Annotated in this window: 12 protein-coding genes; 1 reads left to right on the forward strand and 11 read right to left on the reverse strand. The window is 74.1% G+C overall.

The window, feature by feature from the left end:
- Positions 1 to 61: 61 nt before the first annotated feature.
- From DSM104329_RS19190 to DSM104329_RS19235, 10 genes are all read right to left on the reverse strand, one after another.
- Positions 62 to 2,101 carry a sodium-translocating pyrophosphatase gene (locus tag DSM104329_RS19190; RefSeq protein WP_407655936.1) on the reverse strand — a complete coding sequence of 680 codons (2,040 nt, stop codon included), beginning with the start codon at positions 2,099 to 2,101 and terminating at the stop codon, positions 62 to 64.
- Positions 2,102 to 2,222: 121 nt separating this feature from the next.
- Positions 2,223 to 2,669, reverse strand: a complete 447-nt coding sequence (locus DSM104329_RS19195) for a hypothetical protein (RefSeq protein ID WP_259311460.1) — start codon at positions 2,667 to 2,669, stop codon at positions 2,223 to 2,225.
- Positions 2,670 to 2,705: 36 nt separating this feature from the next.
- The gene (locus tag DSM104329_RS19200; RefSeq protein ID WP_259311461.1) at positions 2,706 to 3,848 is read right to left on the reverse strand and encodes a carboxylate-amine ligase; all 1,143 of its coding nucleotides are present in this window, start codon (positions 3,846 to 3,848) and stop codon (positions 2,706 to 2,708) included.
- A 31-nt stretch (positions 3,849 to 3,879) separates the two neighbouring features.
- On the reverse strand, positions 3,880 to 4,521 hold the full coding sequence (locus DSM104329_RS19205; RefSeq protein ID WP_259311462.1) for a redox-sensing transcriptional repressor Rex: 642 nt from the start codon (positions 4,519 to 4,521) through the stop codon (positions 3,880 to 3,882).
- Positions 4,518 to 4,766 carry a glutaredoxin family protein gene (locus DSM104329_RS19210; protein ID WP_259311463.1) on the reverse strand — a complete coding sequence of 83 codons (249 nt, stop codon included), beginning with the start codon at positions 4,764 to 4,766 and terminating at the stop codon, positions 4,518 to 4,520. The genes DSM104329_RS19205 and DSM104329_RS19210 overlap by 4 nt, the downstream gene beginning before the upstream one ends.
- Positions 4,763 to 5,749 carry a tRNA (adenosine(37)-N6)-threonylcarbamoyltransferase complex transferase subunit TsaD gene (gene tsaD / locus DSM104329_RS19215; RefSeq protein WP_259311464.1) on the reverse strand — a complete coding sequence of 329 codons (987 nt, stop codon included), beginning with the start codon at positions 5,747 to 5,749 and terminating at the stop codon, positions 4,763 to 4,765. The genes DSM104329_RS19210 and tsaD overlap by 4 nt, the downstream gene beginning before the upstream one ends.
- A gap of 4 nt (positions 5,750 to 5,753) precedes the next feature.
- Positions 5,754 to 6,278, reverse strand: a complete 525-nt coding sequence (rimI, locus tag DSM104329_RS19220) for a ribosomal protein S18-alanine N-acetyltransferase (protein ID WP_259316234.1) — start codon at positions 6,276 to 6,278, stop codon at positions 5,754 to 5,756.
- A 5-nt stretch (positions 6,279 to 6,283) separates the two neighbouring features.
- Complete coding sequence (gene tsaB, locus DSM104329_RS19225; RefSeq protein WP_259311465.1) at positions 6,284 to 6,985, reverse strand: tRNA (adenosine(37)-N6)-threonylcarbamoyltransferase complex dimerization subunit type 1 TsaB; 702 nt, start codon at positions 6,983 to 6,985, stop codon at positions 6,284 to 6,286.
- A complete protein-coding gene (tsaE, locus tag DSM104329_RS19230; RefSeq protein WP_259311466.1) occupies positions 6,978 to 7,436 on the reverse strand; it encodes a tRNA (adenosine(37)-N6)-threonylcarbamoyltransferase complex ATPase subunit type 1 TsaE in 459 nt (152 codons plus the stop codon). Before tsaE ends, tsaB begins: the two co-directional genes overlap by 8 nt.
- A complete protein-coding gene (locus DSM104329_RS19235) occupies positions 7,423 to 7,902 on the reverse strand; it encodes an LPXTG cell wall anchor domain-containing protein (protein WP_259311467.1) in 480 nt (159 codons plus the stop codon). The genes tsaE and DSM104329_RS19235 overlap by 14 nt, the downstream gene beginning before the upstream one ends.
- A gap of 54 nt (positions 7,903 to 7,956) precedes the next feature.
- On the opposite strand from DSM104329_RS19235, the gene DSM104329_RS19240 reads away from it, so the two are divergent.
- Positions 7,957 to 10,344 (forward strand): glycosyltransferase, encoded by a 2,388-nt coding sequence (locus DSM104329_RS19240; protein WP_259311468.1) that lies wholly within the window; start codon positions 7,957 to 7,959, stop codon positions 10,342 to 10,344.
- Here the strand turns inward: DSM104329_RS19240 and DSM104329_RS19245 are convergent.
- Complete coding sequence (locus DSM104329_RS19245; RefSeq protein ID WP_259311469.1) at positions 10,266 to 14,585, reverse strand: DUF3367 domain-containing protein; 4,320 nt, start codon at positions 14,583 to 14,585, stop codon at positions 10,266 to 10,268. The two genes, DSM104329_RS19240 and DSM104329_RS19245, sit on opposite strands and share 79 nt — an antisense overlap.
- Between the last annotated feature and the right edge of the window lie 24 nt (positions 14,586 to 14,609).

Here is a 14,609-nt window from a genome sequence, read left to right on the forward strand (position 1 = left end):
CGACGGAGGGCGGCCCGCAGGCCGCCCTCCGCTCAGACCCGGATGCGCCGAGGCGCGCCGATCAGGTGATGATCGGGATGATGAGGATCGCCACGATGTTGGCGACCTTGATCATCGGGTTGATGGCCGGGCCGGCCGTGTCCTTGAACGGGTCGCCGACCGTGTCGCCGGTGACCGATGCGGCATGGGCCTCGGAGCCCTTGCCGCCGAACGCCCCGTCCTCGATCAGCTTCTTCGCGTTGTCCCATGCGCCGCCGCCGGCGGTCATGAGGACGGCGAAGAAGAAGCCGACGATGATCACGCCGATGAGCAGGCCGCCCAGCGCCTTGACGCTGATGAGGCCCACGACAACCGTGAACACGATCGGGATGAGCGACGGGATGATCATCTCCCGCTGCGCGGCGGCGGTCACCAGGGCGACCGAGCGCTCGTAGTCGGGCTGCTCCGTGCCGTCCATGATGCCCGGCTTCTCGCGGAACTGCCGGCGGACCTCCTCGACGACGGCGCCGGCCGCGCGGCCGACCGCCTCCATCGACATGGACGCGAACAACGTGACCATCAGGCCGCCGATCAGCAGGCCCATGAGGACCGGCGGGTCGTCGATGCCGAACAGCACGTCCTCGCCCTCGGCCGCCAGCTCGAAGCGGAACGCCGCGAACAGCACGACCGCCGCGAGCACGGCCGAGCCGATCGCGTAGCCCTTCGTCACGGCCTTCGTCGTGTTGCCGACCGCGTCGAGCGGGTCCGTCACGTTGCGGACGTCCTCGGGCAGGTCGGCCATCTCCGCGATGCCGCCCGCGTTGTCGGTGATCGGCCCGAAGGCGTCGAGCGCCACGATGAGGCCGGTCAGCGACAGCTGACCCATGACGGCCACGCCGACGCCGTAGACGCCGGCCAGCTCCCAGGCGCCCCAGATGCCCAGCACCAGCACGAGCGCGGGCAGCGCCGTGGCCTGCAGGCCGGACGCGAGCCCCTGGATGATGTTCGTCGCGTGGCCGGTCTGCGACGCGGCCGCCGTCTTCTTGACCGGTCCGAAGCGCGTCGAGGTGTAGTAGTCGGTGATCACGAACAGCAGCGCGGTGACCGCGATGCCGATCAGCGAGCACAGGTACAGATCGCTCACCGACGGCGAGTCGCCGGGGTTGGCGGCGGCCTTCAGCGTGACGCCGTCCATGATCCAGTGCGTGACCGGGTAGAACGCCGCGGCGGCGATGACGCCGGACACGATGAGCCCCTGGTAGAGGGCGCGCTCGACGTTGGAGCCCTTGACGGCGAACGTGCCGATGATCGAGGCGACGATCGCCACGGCGCCGAGGATCAGCGGGTACATCGCGACCGCGGTCTGGTCGCTGAACGTCAGGACGCCCAGGAGCATCACCGCCACGGCGGTGACCGCGTAGGTCTCGAACAGGTCGGCCGCCATGCCGGCGCAGTCGCCGACGTTGTCGCCCACGTTGTCGGCGATCACGGCCGGGTTGCGCGGGTCGTCCTCCGGGATGCCCGCCTCGACCTTGCCGACGAGGTCGGCGCCGACGTCGGCCGCCTTCGTGAAGATGCCGCCGCCCAGTCGGGCGAAGACGGAGATCAGCGAACCGCCGAAGCCCAGGCCGATCAGCGCGTCCACCGCCTCCTTGTCCGTCTTGTCGAACAGCGCCGTGAGGATGCCGAAGTAGCCGGCCACGCCCAGCAGCGCGAGGCCGACGACGAGCAGGCCGGTGATCGCGCCGCCGCGGAAGGCGACGTCGAGGGCCTTGGGCACGCCGCCGCGGGCGGCCTCGGCCACACGTGCGTTGGCGCGCACCGACACGTTCATGCCGATGAAGCCCGCCGCGCCGGACAGGATGCCGCCGATCGCGAAGCCGACAGCGACCGAGAAGTCCTGGACGAAGATCAGCGCCACGAACAGGACGACGCCGACGACCGCGATGATCGAGTATTGCCGGTTGAGATACGCACGAGCGCCCTTCTGGACGGCGCCCGAGATGAACTGCATTCGCTCGTTGCCCGGGGACAGGGCCAGCAGCGCCCGCGTCGTCAACAACCCGTAGAGCACCGCCAGTCCGGCGCACACGAGCGCGACCACGACCCCATGGTCGATCAGGAAGTCACTCAAGGAAGAATCCTCCGAAGATTTTTTGACGGAGCATGCGCTCGGCGAGCACGCCGAGACAGGCCCCGGTCGGGAAGCGCGCGGAGTCTACCCCGTGATGCGGACCGGACGCCTACTGCCCGGGAACCCAGAGCCGCCCGGAGGCCTGAGCGGGCCCCGGGCCGCCCGGCTGGTCGCCCGGCTTCTCCTCGGCGCCGGGGCCGCCCTCGCCGCCGCCCTCCGGCGCGCTCGGAGCGCCGCCCGGCCGGCCGCCGAGCTGCTGCGCGTAGGCCATCTGCAGCTGGCTCAGCGCGTCGCGGATCCGGTCCGCGTCGGGGCCGAGCTGCGCCTCGACGAGCGGCAGCGTCGCGCGCACCGCCTCGATCGCCAGACGCACCTGGTCGAGGTCGCGCTCGTCCTCGGTCCCGGGCGCGAGCCCCGCCTTGCGCCCGCCGAGATTGACGAGCGAGACGATCGTCTGCACGACGACGTCGTCGACCGTCACGCGCTTCAGCTCGGCCTCGTAGGCGGCGCGCAGCTCCTCCTCGGTCGGCTGGCGTCCTGGGTCCTGTTCGCTCATGGCCGATGGTCCTCCCTCGGGTCAATCAACATCGTGTCACCGTCGCGCGCCCGTCGCGGGCGACCCGGCGTACGTCGCGCGCGTCTCGCCGACGACCTCCGCGAAGACGTCGCGCATCGGCGCGCCCGCGTCGATGAGCCGCCGCTGGCGCTGGGCGCCGTTGAGCTCCGGGAACGTCACGTCGCAGCCGGTCCACGCGACGAGCCGCTCGACCGCGGCGCGCGCCGGCTCCACGCGGCCGGTCTCGAGGTCGATCAGCTCGCCGTCCATGCCGCGGCGGATGGCCCGCCACGTGTTCTCCTCGATCAGGCGGGGCGGCGGATCGGCGAACGGGACGCCCTCGTCGACGTCGCGGGCCGCCGCGAGCACGCAGCCGGAGATCAGCGCGGCCAGCGCCTCGGACTCCGCCGCCGTCGGCTGGGCGTCGCACACGCGCACCTCCACGGTGCCGAAGCTCAGATGGGGGCGCACCGACCACCACACCTGCGTGTACTCGACGATCGAGCCGGTCCGGATCAGGAGCTCGAGGTACTCGCGGAAGCCGCCGTGTCCGCTCCAGCCCCCGAACGCGTCCGGCACGCCGCAGCGCGGGAAGCTCTTCGTGAACGTCTGCGTGCGGGCGGAGTGCAGCCCGGAGTCGCGGGCGTCGACGTACGGCGACGACGCGCTGAGCGCCAGCAGGGTGGGCAGCACCGGGCGCAGGCGGTCGCACACCCGCACCGCACGGTCCGCGTCGCGCACCCCGACGTGCACGTGCAGCGAGAAGGTGTTGTTGCGCTTGGCCACGTACTGCAGCGAGTCGGCGACCCGGCGGTAGTGCTCGGTGTCGATGAAGCGCTGCTCGCGGTAGTCCGACCACGGGTGCGTCCCGGTCGCTCCGAGCGCGACGCCGCGGCCGGCGGCGTGGGCGAACAGCCGGCGGCGCGCGTCGCGCTGCTGCTCGAGCGCCTCGGTCAGCCCCTCCCCCCGGCCGGAGACGATCTCGATCTCGCTCATGATCAGCTCGCCGGTGATGTGGCTCCGGAGCTCGGGCTCGGCGGTGTCGCGCAGCTCCTCGAAGCGGGGCGCCAGATCGAGCGTGTCCGGATCGAGGATGGCGAACTCCTCCTCGAGGCCGACCGTCCCGTCGACGCTCTCGGCGAAGATCTCCTCCGCCCGGTCCAGGTCGATGGCGCTCACGATGAACGAATGGTCTCGGTGGGACCCGGAGTCACGTCAGGTAGAAGTACAGCGCGTACAGCAGGTCCACGGCGGGGCTGGAGGTGTGGACCGTGACCTCCGGCGGCACCTGCAGCAGCGCCTCGGAGTAGTTGAAGATGATCTTCACGCCGGCGTCGACGAGGCGGTCCGCGAGCTGCTGCGCCGAGCCGCCCGGCACCGCGAGGACGCCCACGACGATGTCCTCGTCCTCGACCGCCTGCTTGAGGTCCTCGATGGCGCGGACCGTGACGGTGCCGACCTTCTCGCCGATCTTCTCGGGGTCGTTGTCGAAGATCGCCACGACGGTGAAGCCGTGGTCGGCGAAGATGTGGCTCGAGGCGATCGCCCGCCCGAGGTGGCCGGCGCCGAACAGGGCGATGTTGTGCTGGCCGGCGGTGCGCAGGATCTTGCGGATCTGCGAGACGAGCGAGTCGACGTTGTAGCCCACGCCGCGCTTGCCGAACTTGCCGAAGCCGGACAGGTCGCGGCGGATCTGCGTCGAGTTGACGTGGGTCCACTCGGAGAGCTCCTGCGAGGAGATCGTCTCCTTGCCCTCCTTCTTGGCCTGCGTGAGCACCTGCAGGTAGCGCGCGAGGCGCGCGGCGACGCCGAGGGAGAGGCGCTCGGGCTGGGTCATGACGTCCGGTGTCACGGGTGCGCTGACGATAGCGCCGAGACCAGCGCCTGCTCGTCGACGAACAGCTCTGCATGATCGCGCCCGTCGATCGTCACGACGGGGATGCGCTCGAGCATGCGCCTGAAGAGCTCGTCGTCGCCCTCGATGTCGACCTCGACGAGCTCGAAGGCCACGCGGGCGCGAGCCCGCTGTACGACGACGAGCGCCTCCTCGCACAGGTGGCACCCGGGCCGGCCGTAGAGCGTGACGACGGCGCTCACGGGCGGGCGGGGGCGGATTCCCCGGTCGCGTAGGCATCGAGGCCGAGGTACTCCTCCGGACGCAGCGGGGTGACGAAGCGCGCCGCGCTGGCGATCATCGCGGCGTTGTCGGTGCACAGCTCGGGCGGCGGCACGTGCAGCGCGTCGACGCCGAGCTCGGCCAGCCGGGCGCGCAGGAGCCGGTTGGCCGCCACGCCGCCGCCGATCGCGAGGCGCCGCAGCCCGGTGTCGCGCAGGGCGCGCTCGGTGCGCACCGCGAGCTGCTCGACGATCGCGTGCTCATACGAGGCCGCGAGATCGGCCCGCTCCGCGTGCGGATCGTCTCTCAGCGCGTACAGCAGCGCGGTCTTGACGCCGGCGAACGAGAAGTCCAGGCCGGCGACGCCGTCCGCGGTGGGAAACGCCACGGCGCGCGGGTCGCCGCCCTCCGCCAGCCGGCTGAGCGCCGGCCCGCCCGGGAAGCCGAGGCCGAGCATGCGCGCGCCCTTGTCGAACGCCTCCCCCGCGGCATCGTCGAGCGTCGCTCCCAGCACGGCGAAGCCCTCGTGGTCCTCGACGCGCGCCAGCAGCGTGTGGCCGCCGGACGCGATCAGGCACAGGAACGGCGGCTCGAACGGGTCCGGGGCGAGGAAGTTCGCGGCGACATGGCCCTGCAGGTGGTCGACCGGCGCGAGCGGCAGGCCCCGGGCGGCGGCGAGCGCCTTGGCCTCGCTGACGCCGATGAGCAGCGCGCCCACGAGCCCCGGGCCCTGGGTGACCGCCACGAGGTCGACGTCGTCGAGCCCGGCGCCGGCCTGGGCGAGCGCGTCCTCCACCGCCACGTCGACGAGCTCGAGGTGATGGCGGGCGGCGATCTCGGGCACGACGCCGCCGTAGCGGTCGTGGATGCCCTGCGACGAGATGACGTTCGCGCGGATGACGCCGCCGCGGTCGACGACGGCCGCGCACGTGTCGTCGCAGCTCGTCTCGATGGCGAGGATCATCCGCTCAACCCAGCCCGCCCCTGGCGTTCGGGACGTCGTCGAGGGTGCCGGCCAGCGTCCCCCGCGTGCGCCACATGATGAGCGCGTCCTCGCCGTTGTCCTGGTAGTAGCGGCGGCGCAGGCCGGCGGCGCGGAAGCCGAACGACTCGTACAGCGCGATGGCGCCGGCGTTCGACCGGCGCACCTCGAGCGTCACCCGCGAGTCCTCCTCGCCGACGCGGTGCAGCAGCTCGCGCAGCAGCGCGCTGGCGAGGCCCTGGCGCTGGTGGGCCGGGTCGACCGCGATGTTCATGAGGTGCCAGATCCGGTCGTAGCGCGAGCAGATGCAGTACGCGGCGATCCGGCCGCCGCCCTCGCCGGGCGCGCGCGCATCCTTCACCGCGGCCAGGCAGACGCCGCCGGGCTTGGACAGCTCGAGGACGAACATCGCCAGCGACCAGGGCGTCGGGAAGGCGCGCCGCTCGATCGCGATGACCTGCGGAAGGTCCGAGTAGGCGAGGCGGCGGATCTGCAGCGCGGTGGTGGCCATGGAGCTCACGACGACGTCCTGGCCCGGAGCGAGACCTCGGCGTCAGGCAGTCGAAGATAGTCCGGTAGCGCGTCGGTCCTGAGCACCGCTGCCGCCCGCGCACCGAGCGCGAGCAGCGCGGGCGCGCCCAGGCGGTGCAGCGGGGAGCCGTCGCCGGGGATCGCCACCCCCGCCGCCTCGAGCACCGATCGGTAGCGCACGGCGCCGTCGCCGACGGCTGTCCAGCCCGCGGCGGCCACGTCAGCGGCGCGCTCGGGCGCGAGCGCCTGCGCCGCGACGACGCGCACGCCGTCGCGCCACGCGGCGAGGAACACCTCGCCGCGCCGCGCGTCGAGGACGGCGGCGACGGTCGCCCCGGCGGGCTGCTCGCGGGCGGCGGGCAGGGCGAGTGCCTCGAGCGTCGACACGCCCGCGAGCTCGGCGCCGGATCCGAGCGACAGCGCCCGCGCCGTGGCCAGCCCGATCCGCAGCCCGGTGAACGATCCGGGCCCGAGCCCGACGGCGATGCGCCCGACGTCGCCGAAGCCGAGGCCGGCGTGCGCGAGCGCCGCGCGGGCCAGCGGCAGCAGCTGCTGGGCGTGGCGCGGCCGCTGCTCGGGGCCGGGGTCGTCGCGCAGCTCGAGCGGGTCGGCCAGCGCGCCGCCGGCGAGCCCCACCACCGTGGCCGGGGTCGCGGTATCGAAGGCGAGGACGACCGGCTCAGCCACGGCCGCCTCCGGTGCGTGCGATCTCGATCTCGCGCGCGTCGCCGCCCGCGTGGCGCAGCTCGACGCGCACGGCGACCGGCCCCAGCTCGGCGACCGCGGCCTCCGGCCATTCGACGAACACGATCCGGTCCCCGGCCAGCTCCTCCTCGAGGAGCGCCGGGTCCTCCTCGTCGAGGCCCGCCGCACCGAGGCGGTAGAGGTCGAGGTGCGACACCGGCACGCGACCGCCCGCGTAGCGGTTGACGAGCGTGAACGTCGGGCTCGTCACCCGGCCGGGATGGCCGAGCTCGCGGACCGCGCCGCGCACGAGCGTCGTCTTGCCGGCGCCGAGGTCGCCGCAGAGCAGCACGATGGCGCCGGGGTGCAGCTCGCGCACGAGGCGGGCGCCGACGCGCTCGGTGTCCTGCGGTCCGGCGGAGCGGACGACCTCGGGCGGCTCAGCGGCGGCCATCGACCGTGCGCAGCCTCAGGCGCAGGCCGACGCCGGCGGCCAGCAGGCCGAGTCCCAGCAGAGCGATGACGGGCGCGTCCAGGCCCGTACGGGGAAGCTCCTGCCGCGGCCCCGAGCTCGTGGCGGCCGGCGCGGCGGTGGTCCCGCTGCTCGACGACGAGGCGGTCGTGCTCGACGACGTCGCGGGGGCCGCCGTCGTGCCCGAGCTCGTCGAGCCCGAGCTGCCGGTGGTGCCGCTCGAGCCGGTCGACGACGAGCCGGTGGACGAGCCGCTCGTCGAGCCGCTGGTCGACGAGCCCGAGCCCGAGCCCTTCGAGCCGCCGGCCTTCTTGCCGCCGCTCGTGGCGCCGCCGAACGGGTCCTGGTACTGGTCGTCGCCGGCGCTGCCCTGGGCATGGGCGACGGCCGGCGCCCCGGCCAGGAGCGCGATGGCGAGCAGTGCTGCGATGCGCCGGGACAGGTGCATGCGGTCCCGCACCTTAGCGAGGCCGGCGGCGCGCTGCGGTACCTTCGCGTCCGCGTGGCGCACCCCCGCAAGCTCCACATCCTCCTGCTCACCGACCGCGACTGGACGCATCCCCAGGGCGGCGGCACCGGCACGAATCTCTACGGCCAGGTCGCCCGCTGGCTGGATTGGGGCCACCGCGTGACGGTGATCGCGGGCGACTACCCGGGCGCCGCGAGGGTCGAGGAGCCGGCGCCGGGGCTGACGATCCACCGGATGGGCACGCGCCTGACCGTCTTCCCGCGCGCGGCGCGGGCGGTGGCGCGCGGCGTGGGCGCCGACGCCGACGTCGTGCTCGAGGTCATCAACGGCATCGCGTTCTTCACGCCGCTGTGGTGGTGGTGCAAGAAGCCGCGCGTCGCGCTCGTCCACCACGTCCACCAGGACCACTACGTCGCGGAGCTCGGGCGCCGGGGCAGGCTCGCCGCGCTGCTGCTCGAGTACCTGCCGCTGCGCTTCCTCTACCAGGGCACGCAGGTCCTGACGATCTCCCAGGCCGCCCACGACGACCTCGTCGAACGCATCCACATCGACCCCGAGCTCATCCACGTCGCCTACCTCGGCGTGGAGCCGTCCCAGTTCCATCCCGGTCAGCGCTCGGAGCAGCCGACGCTGCTCTATCTCGGCCGCCTGAAGCAATACAAGCGCCTCGAGGTCACGTTGGACGTGCTCGAGGGCGTCCCCGGCGCCCGCCTGGAGATCGCCGGCACGGGCGACTGGGGACCGGTCATCGAGCGCGAGATCGAGGAGCGCGGCCTGCAGGACCGCGTGACGATGCACGGGTTCGTCCCCGAGGACGAGAAGACCGACCTCTACGGCCGCGCGTGGCTGAACCTCACCGCGTCCTCGGCCGAGGGCTGGTGCCTGACGGTCATGGAGGCCGCCGCCTGCGGAACGCCGAGCGCGGCGCTGCGCGTCGGCGGGCTGGCGGAGTCGATCGTGGACGGCGAGACCGGCGTGCTGGCCGCGACGCCCGAGGAGCTGACCGAGAGGGTGCGCGCAGTCGTCGAGGACCCGGAGCGCCGCGACGAGCTCGGCGCGGCCGCCCAGGCGCGGGCGCGCGGGTTCACGTGGGAGAACACGGCGACCGCGAACCTGGCGGTGCTCGACAAGGCCGCTGCGGAGCCGAGGCTGTCGCTGCGGCGCGGCCTGCGTCAGTCGGAGTCGGTCAAGGCCGGCGGACTGGCCGCCGCGACGCTGCTGTCCAACGGCATCCAGCTGATCTTCACGGTCGTCTTCACGCGCCTGCTCGGCGCCGACGGCTACGGCTCGCTGGCCGCGCTCGTCTCGACCTTCCTGATCCTGATGGTGGGCGGGCAGGCGATCCAGGTCGCCGCCGCGCGCGAGACCGCGCTGCACCACCTCGGCGACGGCCAGCGGCTGGCCGCCACGCTGAACGGCTGGACGCGGCAGCTGCTGATCGCGTTCGTCATCGTCACCGCACTGAGCATCGCGCTGCAGGATCCGCTGGCGCACCTCGTCGGCGTGCCCGAGCACCCGCTCGCGGCGGCGGCGATCCTCCCGACCGGCGTCCTGTGGCTGCTGCTGTCGCTGCAGCGCGGAGCGCTGCAGGGCATGCACACGTTCTTCCCGGTCGGCGTGTCGCTGCTGGTCGAGGCGTTCGGCCGCCTGTTGTGCGGCCTCGTGCTCGTGCTCGCCGGCGCCGAGGTGACGGGCGCGTTCCTCGGCACGCCGCTCGCGTTCGCGCTGACCGCGATCTGGCTCGGGTGGGAGATCCACAAGCGCCTCGGGGGCGCGGCGAACGCCAAGACCGCGCGGACGCTGCGGTCGCTGCTGGCCGGCGCGTGGGCGCCGATCGGCGGCCTCGCGCTGCTGGCGATCCTCCAGAACGTCGACGTGATCGTCGTCAAGCACCAGATCGGCGGCGACGAGGCCGGCTCGTACGCGGCCGCGGCCGTCGCGGCCAAGGCCGTCGTGTGGGTGGCGATCGGCATCGCCCTGCACCTGCTGCCCGAAGCGACCCGCAGAGCCGCGGCGGGCCTCGATCCCCTGCCCGTGCTGCGCCGGTCGTTCGTGATCCTGGCGATCATCGCCGTCCCCGCGCTGGCGATCTTCGCCGTCGCGTCCGAGCCGCTGATGCGCATCGCGTTCGGCGCGGACCTCACGCAGGCCGCCGACGCGCTGCCCGTGCTGGGCCTGGCGATGACGGTCCTCGCGGTCGCCTACCTGACCGTGCAGTACATGCTGGCGCTCGGCCGTACGAGCTTCCTCTGGGTGCTCGGCGTCGTGGCCGTGATCGAGCCGTTCCTGCTCAGCATGGGCACGTTCACGATCATGTCCTACGCCGCCGTCGTGCTGGCGCTTCAGTGCGTCGCCGCGGTGGGCGTGCTGGCGCTCGGCCTGCGGGCGCGGTCGGCCTTCGCGCCGGCCAGCGTGCGGTAGAGCGCGAGGATCAGCAGGACGATCGCCGCCACCGCGACCCAGTGCGCGGCGATGCGGTCCATCGGCGCGCTCGTCGAGTAGCCGCCGCGGTCGCGGATCGGGACGACCAGGTACAGGATCGGCACGACGATCGCCAGCAGCCCGCCGGCCCAGACCGAGAGCGTGCGCGCCCCGATCCCCCGCCAGAGCACGAACGCGACGAGCGGGCCGATCACGACGCCGGCCCGCAGGGCGAACACGAACCCGCCCACGAGCGCCGCGGCGACGCCCCAGGCCAGCGCGCGCTGCCAGCTCAGGCGCGCGGCCGGCGGGTCGGGCAGCAGCTCCGCATCGCTCTTGGGCACCGGCCGCTCGCCCCGCCGCCGGAATGCCACGAACGCGATCAGCCCGAGCAGGACCAGCGAGGCGGCCAGCGAGATCAGCGCGGACGCCGAGACGAGCCGGTTGCCGGCGAAGACGATGTCGGCGTTCGAGCAGCCGGGCTCGACCGGCCAGGCCACCGCGTAGCCCTCCAGGGCGACGGGCGCGCCGAGCGAGCGGCCGTCGCAGGAGGCGCGCCAGCCCGTGGAGTAGCTCTCGCCGAGGACGAGCCAGGCGGGTTGCGCCACGTCGAGGCGGATGTCCGAGCGCTCGCCGCGGCCGGGCGTGCCGGCGTCGAGCACGCGGCCCGGAGTCACCGCGGCGTGGACGACGGGGTCCGGCGCGGGCGAGTCGAGCTCCAGCAGGTCGACGCGAAACGCGCCGCGGGGCGGCGCGGCGACGAGCTGCTCGCCCGCCTCCAGCGCGACCGGAGCGCCACAGGCGGTCGCGCGCGGCGGACGCCCGGCGTCGAAGGCCCGGATGCTGCCCCGCGGGCGCAGCGTCAGCGTCCGCGCGCCCGCGGTGAGGGTGACGTCGCAGCCCGCGCGCAGCGGGCCGTCACGGCGCGGGGCCGTCCTCGGGACGCCCGCGCCGGCGATGCTGCCGATGCCCACCGCCGCCCGTTCGCGGTCCGCGCGCGACGTGCCCGCCGGGAACGCGGCGTCGAGGATCTCGAGGCGGAACCGCGTTCCGGCCACCGGCTCGGGCAGCGCCACCTCGCCCGCCGGGCCGACCGCGACGGCGGGCCCGGCGCGCCCGTCGACCACCAGGCGGACGCGGGTCGGCTCGCGCACGCGCAGCCGGGAGGCCAGCAGGGTGAACCGCTCGACCGTCGCGGGCCGCGGCGTCGTCCATGACAGCCAGGCCCGGTCCCCCGCCGACTCGCCCCAGCCGCCGATCCAGGCGGTCGCGGGATCGGCGTCGAAGGCGCTCGAGGCGCGGCGCCCGGGCAGCCCCTCGTAGCGCATGGACGAGTCGAAGCGGCCGTCCACGCGTCCGCCGGCCAGCTCGTCGAGGACGTGGTCGGGGGTGGTGCCGGCGACCGAGACCCAGGCCCGCGCGGTCCAGTCGCGGGCGGCGGGCGCGTCGATGAGCCGCTCGATCCCCGCCTCGCCGTCGCCCGCGTCGTCCAGGTCGCCGGCGGACCACGGCCCGTGCAGCGCGTCGCGGTGGTACGGGTCGGCGCCGCGCGTGCGCTCGAAGACGTAGGTGAGCGGCGCCCTGGATACGTCGGTGCTGCGCAGTGCGTCGGCCGCCACGACGGGCGGGCGCAGCGCCTCGCGGACCCGGACGCCCGGGATGCGCAGCTCGCGGATCCCGCCGGCGCCGCCGTCCTGACCGTCGGGCGGGTCGGTCACGTCGACCATCGCGACGCTGATCGCGTCGACGTCGCGCAGGTTCACCCTCAGCCGGTTCCAGCCGGGGTGCACCGCGTAGCGCGTGCCGTTGACCGCCACCGCCGTGACCTGGCCCCGCTCGTCGCCGTAGGGCATCAGGTCGATGAACGGCACGTCACGCCGCCCGTCGTGACCTGCGGAAATCCCGCGCGCGCCGTCCGAACCCGGTGCGCCGCCGCTCGCGGGGAGGCCCACGTCGAGGTGCCAGCGGTCGGCGGTCAGCGTGCGGTCCGCGATCCATGCCGTCGCGGGGTCGCCGTCGAGCGCGGCGAACGGCCGGTGCTCGGGGAACTGCGGCACCTGCGGCGAGAACGGGGCGCGGGCGTAGCGCACGCCGCTCAGCCGCGCGACGGTCTGCACGTCGGTCGAGCGCTCCGGCCACGGGTCGAGCTGGTGGCCGTCCTCGGAGATCGGGTCCTCCGCCGCGAGCGTGGCGCCCAGGTTCGCCCGCATCTGCGACGGCACGAAGACGCGCCGCCGGTTGGAGTCGGTGATGACGATGCGACTGCCGTTGCGCGCCAGGGCGCGCAGCTCGTCCGCGGTCAGGTCGGCGGCGTAGCGCAGCGGCTCGTCGCGGGGCAGCGCCCCGAACGCCGCGAGGCCGACCACGCCGCCGGCGGACCCGTCGACGACGGTCGCCCGGTCGCGGGGCAGCAGGCGCACGAGCGGCTCGGCGCCCGGCGTGTCGTACCGGCGCACCTGCGGCAGCCGCAGCGGCGCCGCCGCCGCGCCGCCCTGCGCGCGCTTCGTGCGCCGTGGGCCGTAGACGGCGTCGGGGGTCGTCAGCCCGGAGCGCGCGAGCTCGCGCGCCGCCGCGTTGGCGTCCAGGGCGCCCGAGCGGTCGATGTCGTCGTCGGCGCCGGTCACGACGGAGCCGACCGACTGGAGGTCCAGCAGCCGCCTCAGCTGGCCGGGCACGCCGCGCCGCTGGCTGATCAGCGCGTCCGTCGACCACTGCAGGTCGACGGAGCGCAGGTCGGCGAACGGCACGACCTGGCGCACCGCCACGGGCCTGCGCGAGAGCGTCGGCAGGATCGGGTCGATCGTCCCGCCCCACGTGTAGTAGCTGAACAGCTGGCCCGGGAGCACCATCGCCCGGCGGTCGTCGCCGAGGCCGCCGTCGAGGTCGCGGGCGACGTCCTGCCACGCCGACGGGATCGCCTTCCAGGTGATCTGGTCCTCGACCGCGCGGCCGCGGACGAGCGGCCACGCCGAGAACGCCAGCACGATCGCGATGCCGGCGACCAGCGCGGGCCGGGCCCAGCCCTGCCAGCCGCGGGTCGCCACCCACCGCCACGCCAGGTGCGCCGCCATCCCGCCGAGCACCGCGAGCCCGAGCGCCGGCAGCGGCCCCGCCTTGTAGGTCGTGCGCAGGGTCTGCAGCGAGACGAGCCGGTTGTAGGCGAAGTTCATCCCGCTGCGCAGCGGCGTGCCCTCGGGGAAGCCGGCGATCATCACCAGCACGCCGATGAGCGTCATGGCCAGGAAGAACGACGCGTAGCGCCAGCGGCGCGTCCACGCGAACCCGCCCAGCGCGAGCGCGGGCACCAGCAGCGAGCCGACGATCGCCGGCCACCAGAAGATCATCGTCCCGGCGCTGCTGGTGTACGGATGCAGCACGTCGCCGTAGCCGACGCCCGCGTAGGACAGCCAGAAGCCGAGCAGGCGCAGCGACTCGCTGGCGCTCGTCGAGCCCCAGATCGTGCCCGGCTGCTCGGTGTACGGCAGGAACGGCAGCCCCCACTTCGACTGCACCGCGAGCGGCACCACCCACCACAGCGACGTGATCGCGCCCAGCAGCGCCGTGCGCCACGTGAAGGTCCAGGCCGCGCGCCAGGGCGCCAGGCGCAGCGCCGGCTCGTAGAGCAGCAGCAGGAGCGGGCCGGCGAGCGCCCAGGCGGTGACCGCGGCGTTGATGCCGCCCCCGGACGACGTGACGACGAGCGCGAACGCCGCGGGCCACACCCAGGAGCGCGCGCGGAGCCCCCGGTGCACGATCAGCAGCAGCCAGGGCAGCGCGGCGTAGGCGAGCAGCGAGACGCTGACGCGGCTCGTGTAGGTGACGACGTACGGGTTCAGGACGAACGCGGCCGCGGCGACGACGTGCAGGACGCCTCGGGGGTGGGTGGGACGGGTAGCCGCGAGCGCGTCGAGGAGCCGCACGACCCCCCACGCGGCGACGAACAGCAGCGTCCCCAGCCACAGCCGCTGGACGACCCACGGCGACAGCCCGATCTCACGCAGCAGCGCGAAGAACGGCCCCATCGGCCAGATGTAGCCGCCGTACTGCCCGCTCTGCACGTGCCCGAGCGAGATGTCGCTCGACCACGGCGACGCCGCGTCAGCGAGGAAGCGGACCGGGTCGACGTGCAGGTCGATCTTCGTGTCCGACACCGCCCAGCCCGGCCGCTGCAGCAGCGCCAGCGCGTAGCAGGCGACCGCGAGCAGAGCCACGAGAAGTCGGTCGCGATGACGCACGTCCACGGCGGCGGCAGGCTACTGTGCCCC

This window comes from Capillimicrobium parvum (genome assembly GCF_021172045.1).
Lineage (GTDB): Bacteria > Actinomycetota > Thermoleophilia > Solirubrobacterales > Solirubrobacteraceae > Capillimicrobium > Capillimicrobium parvum.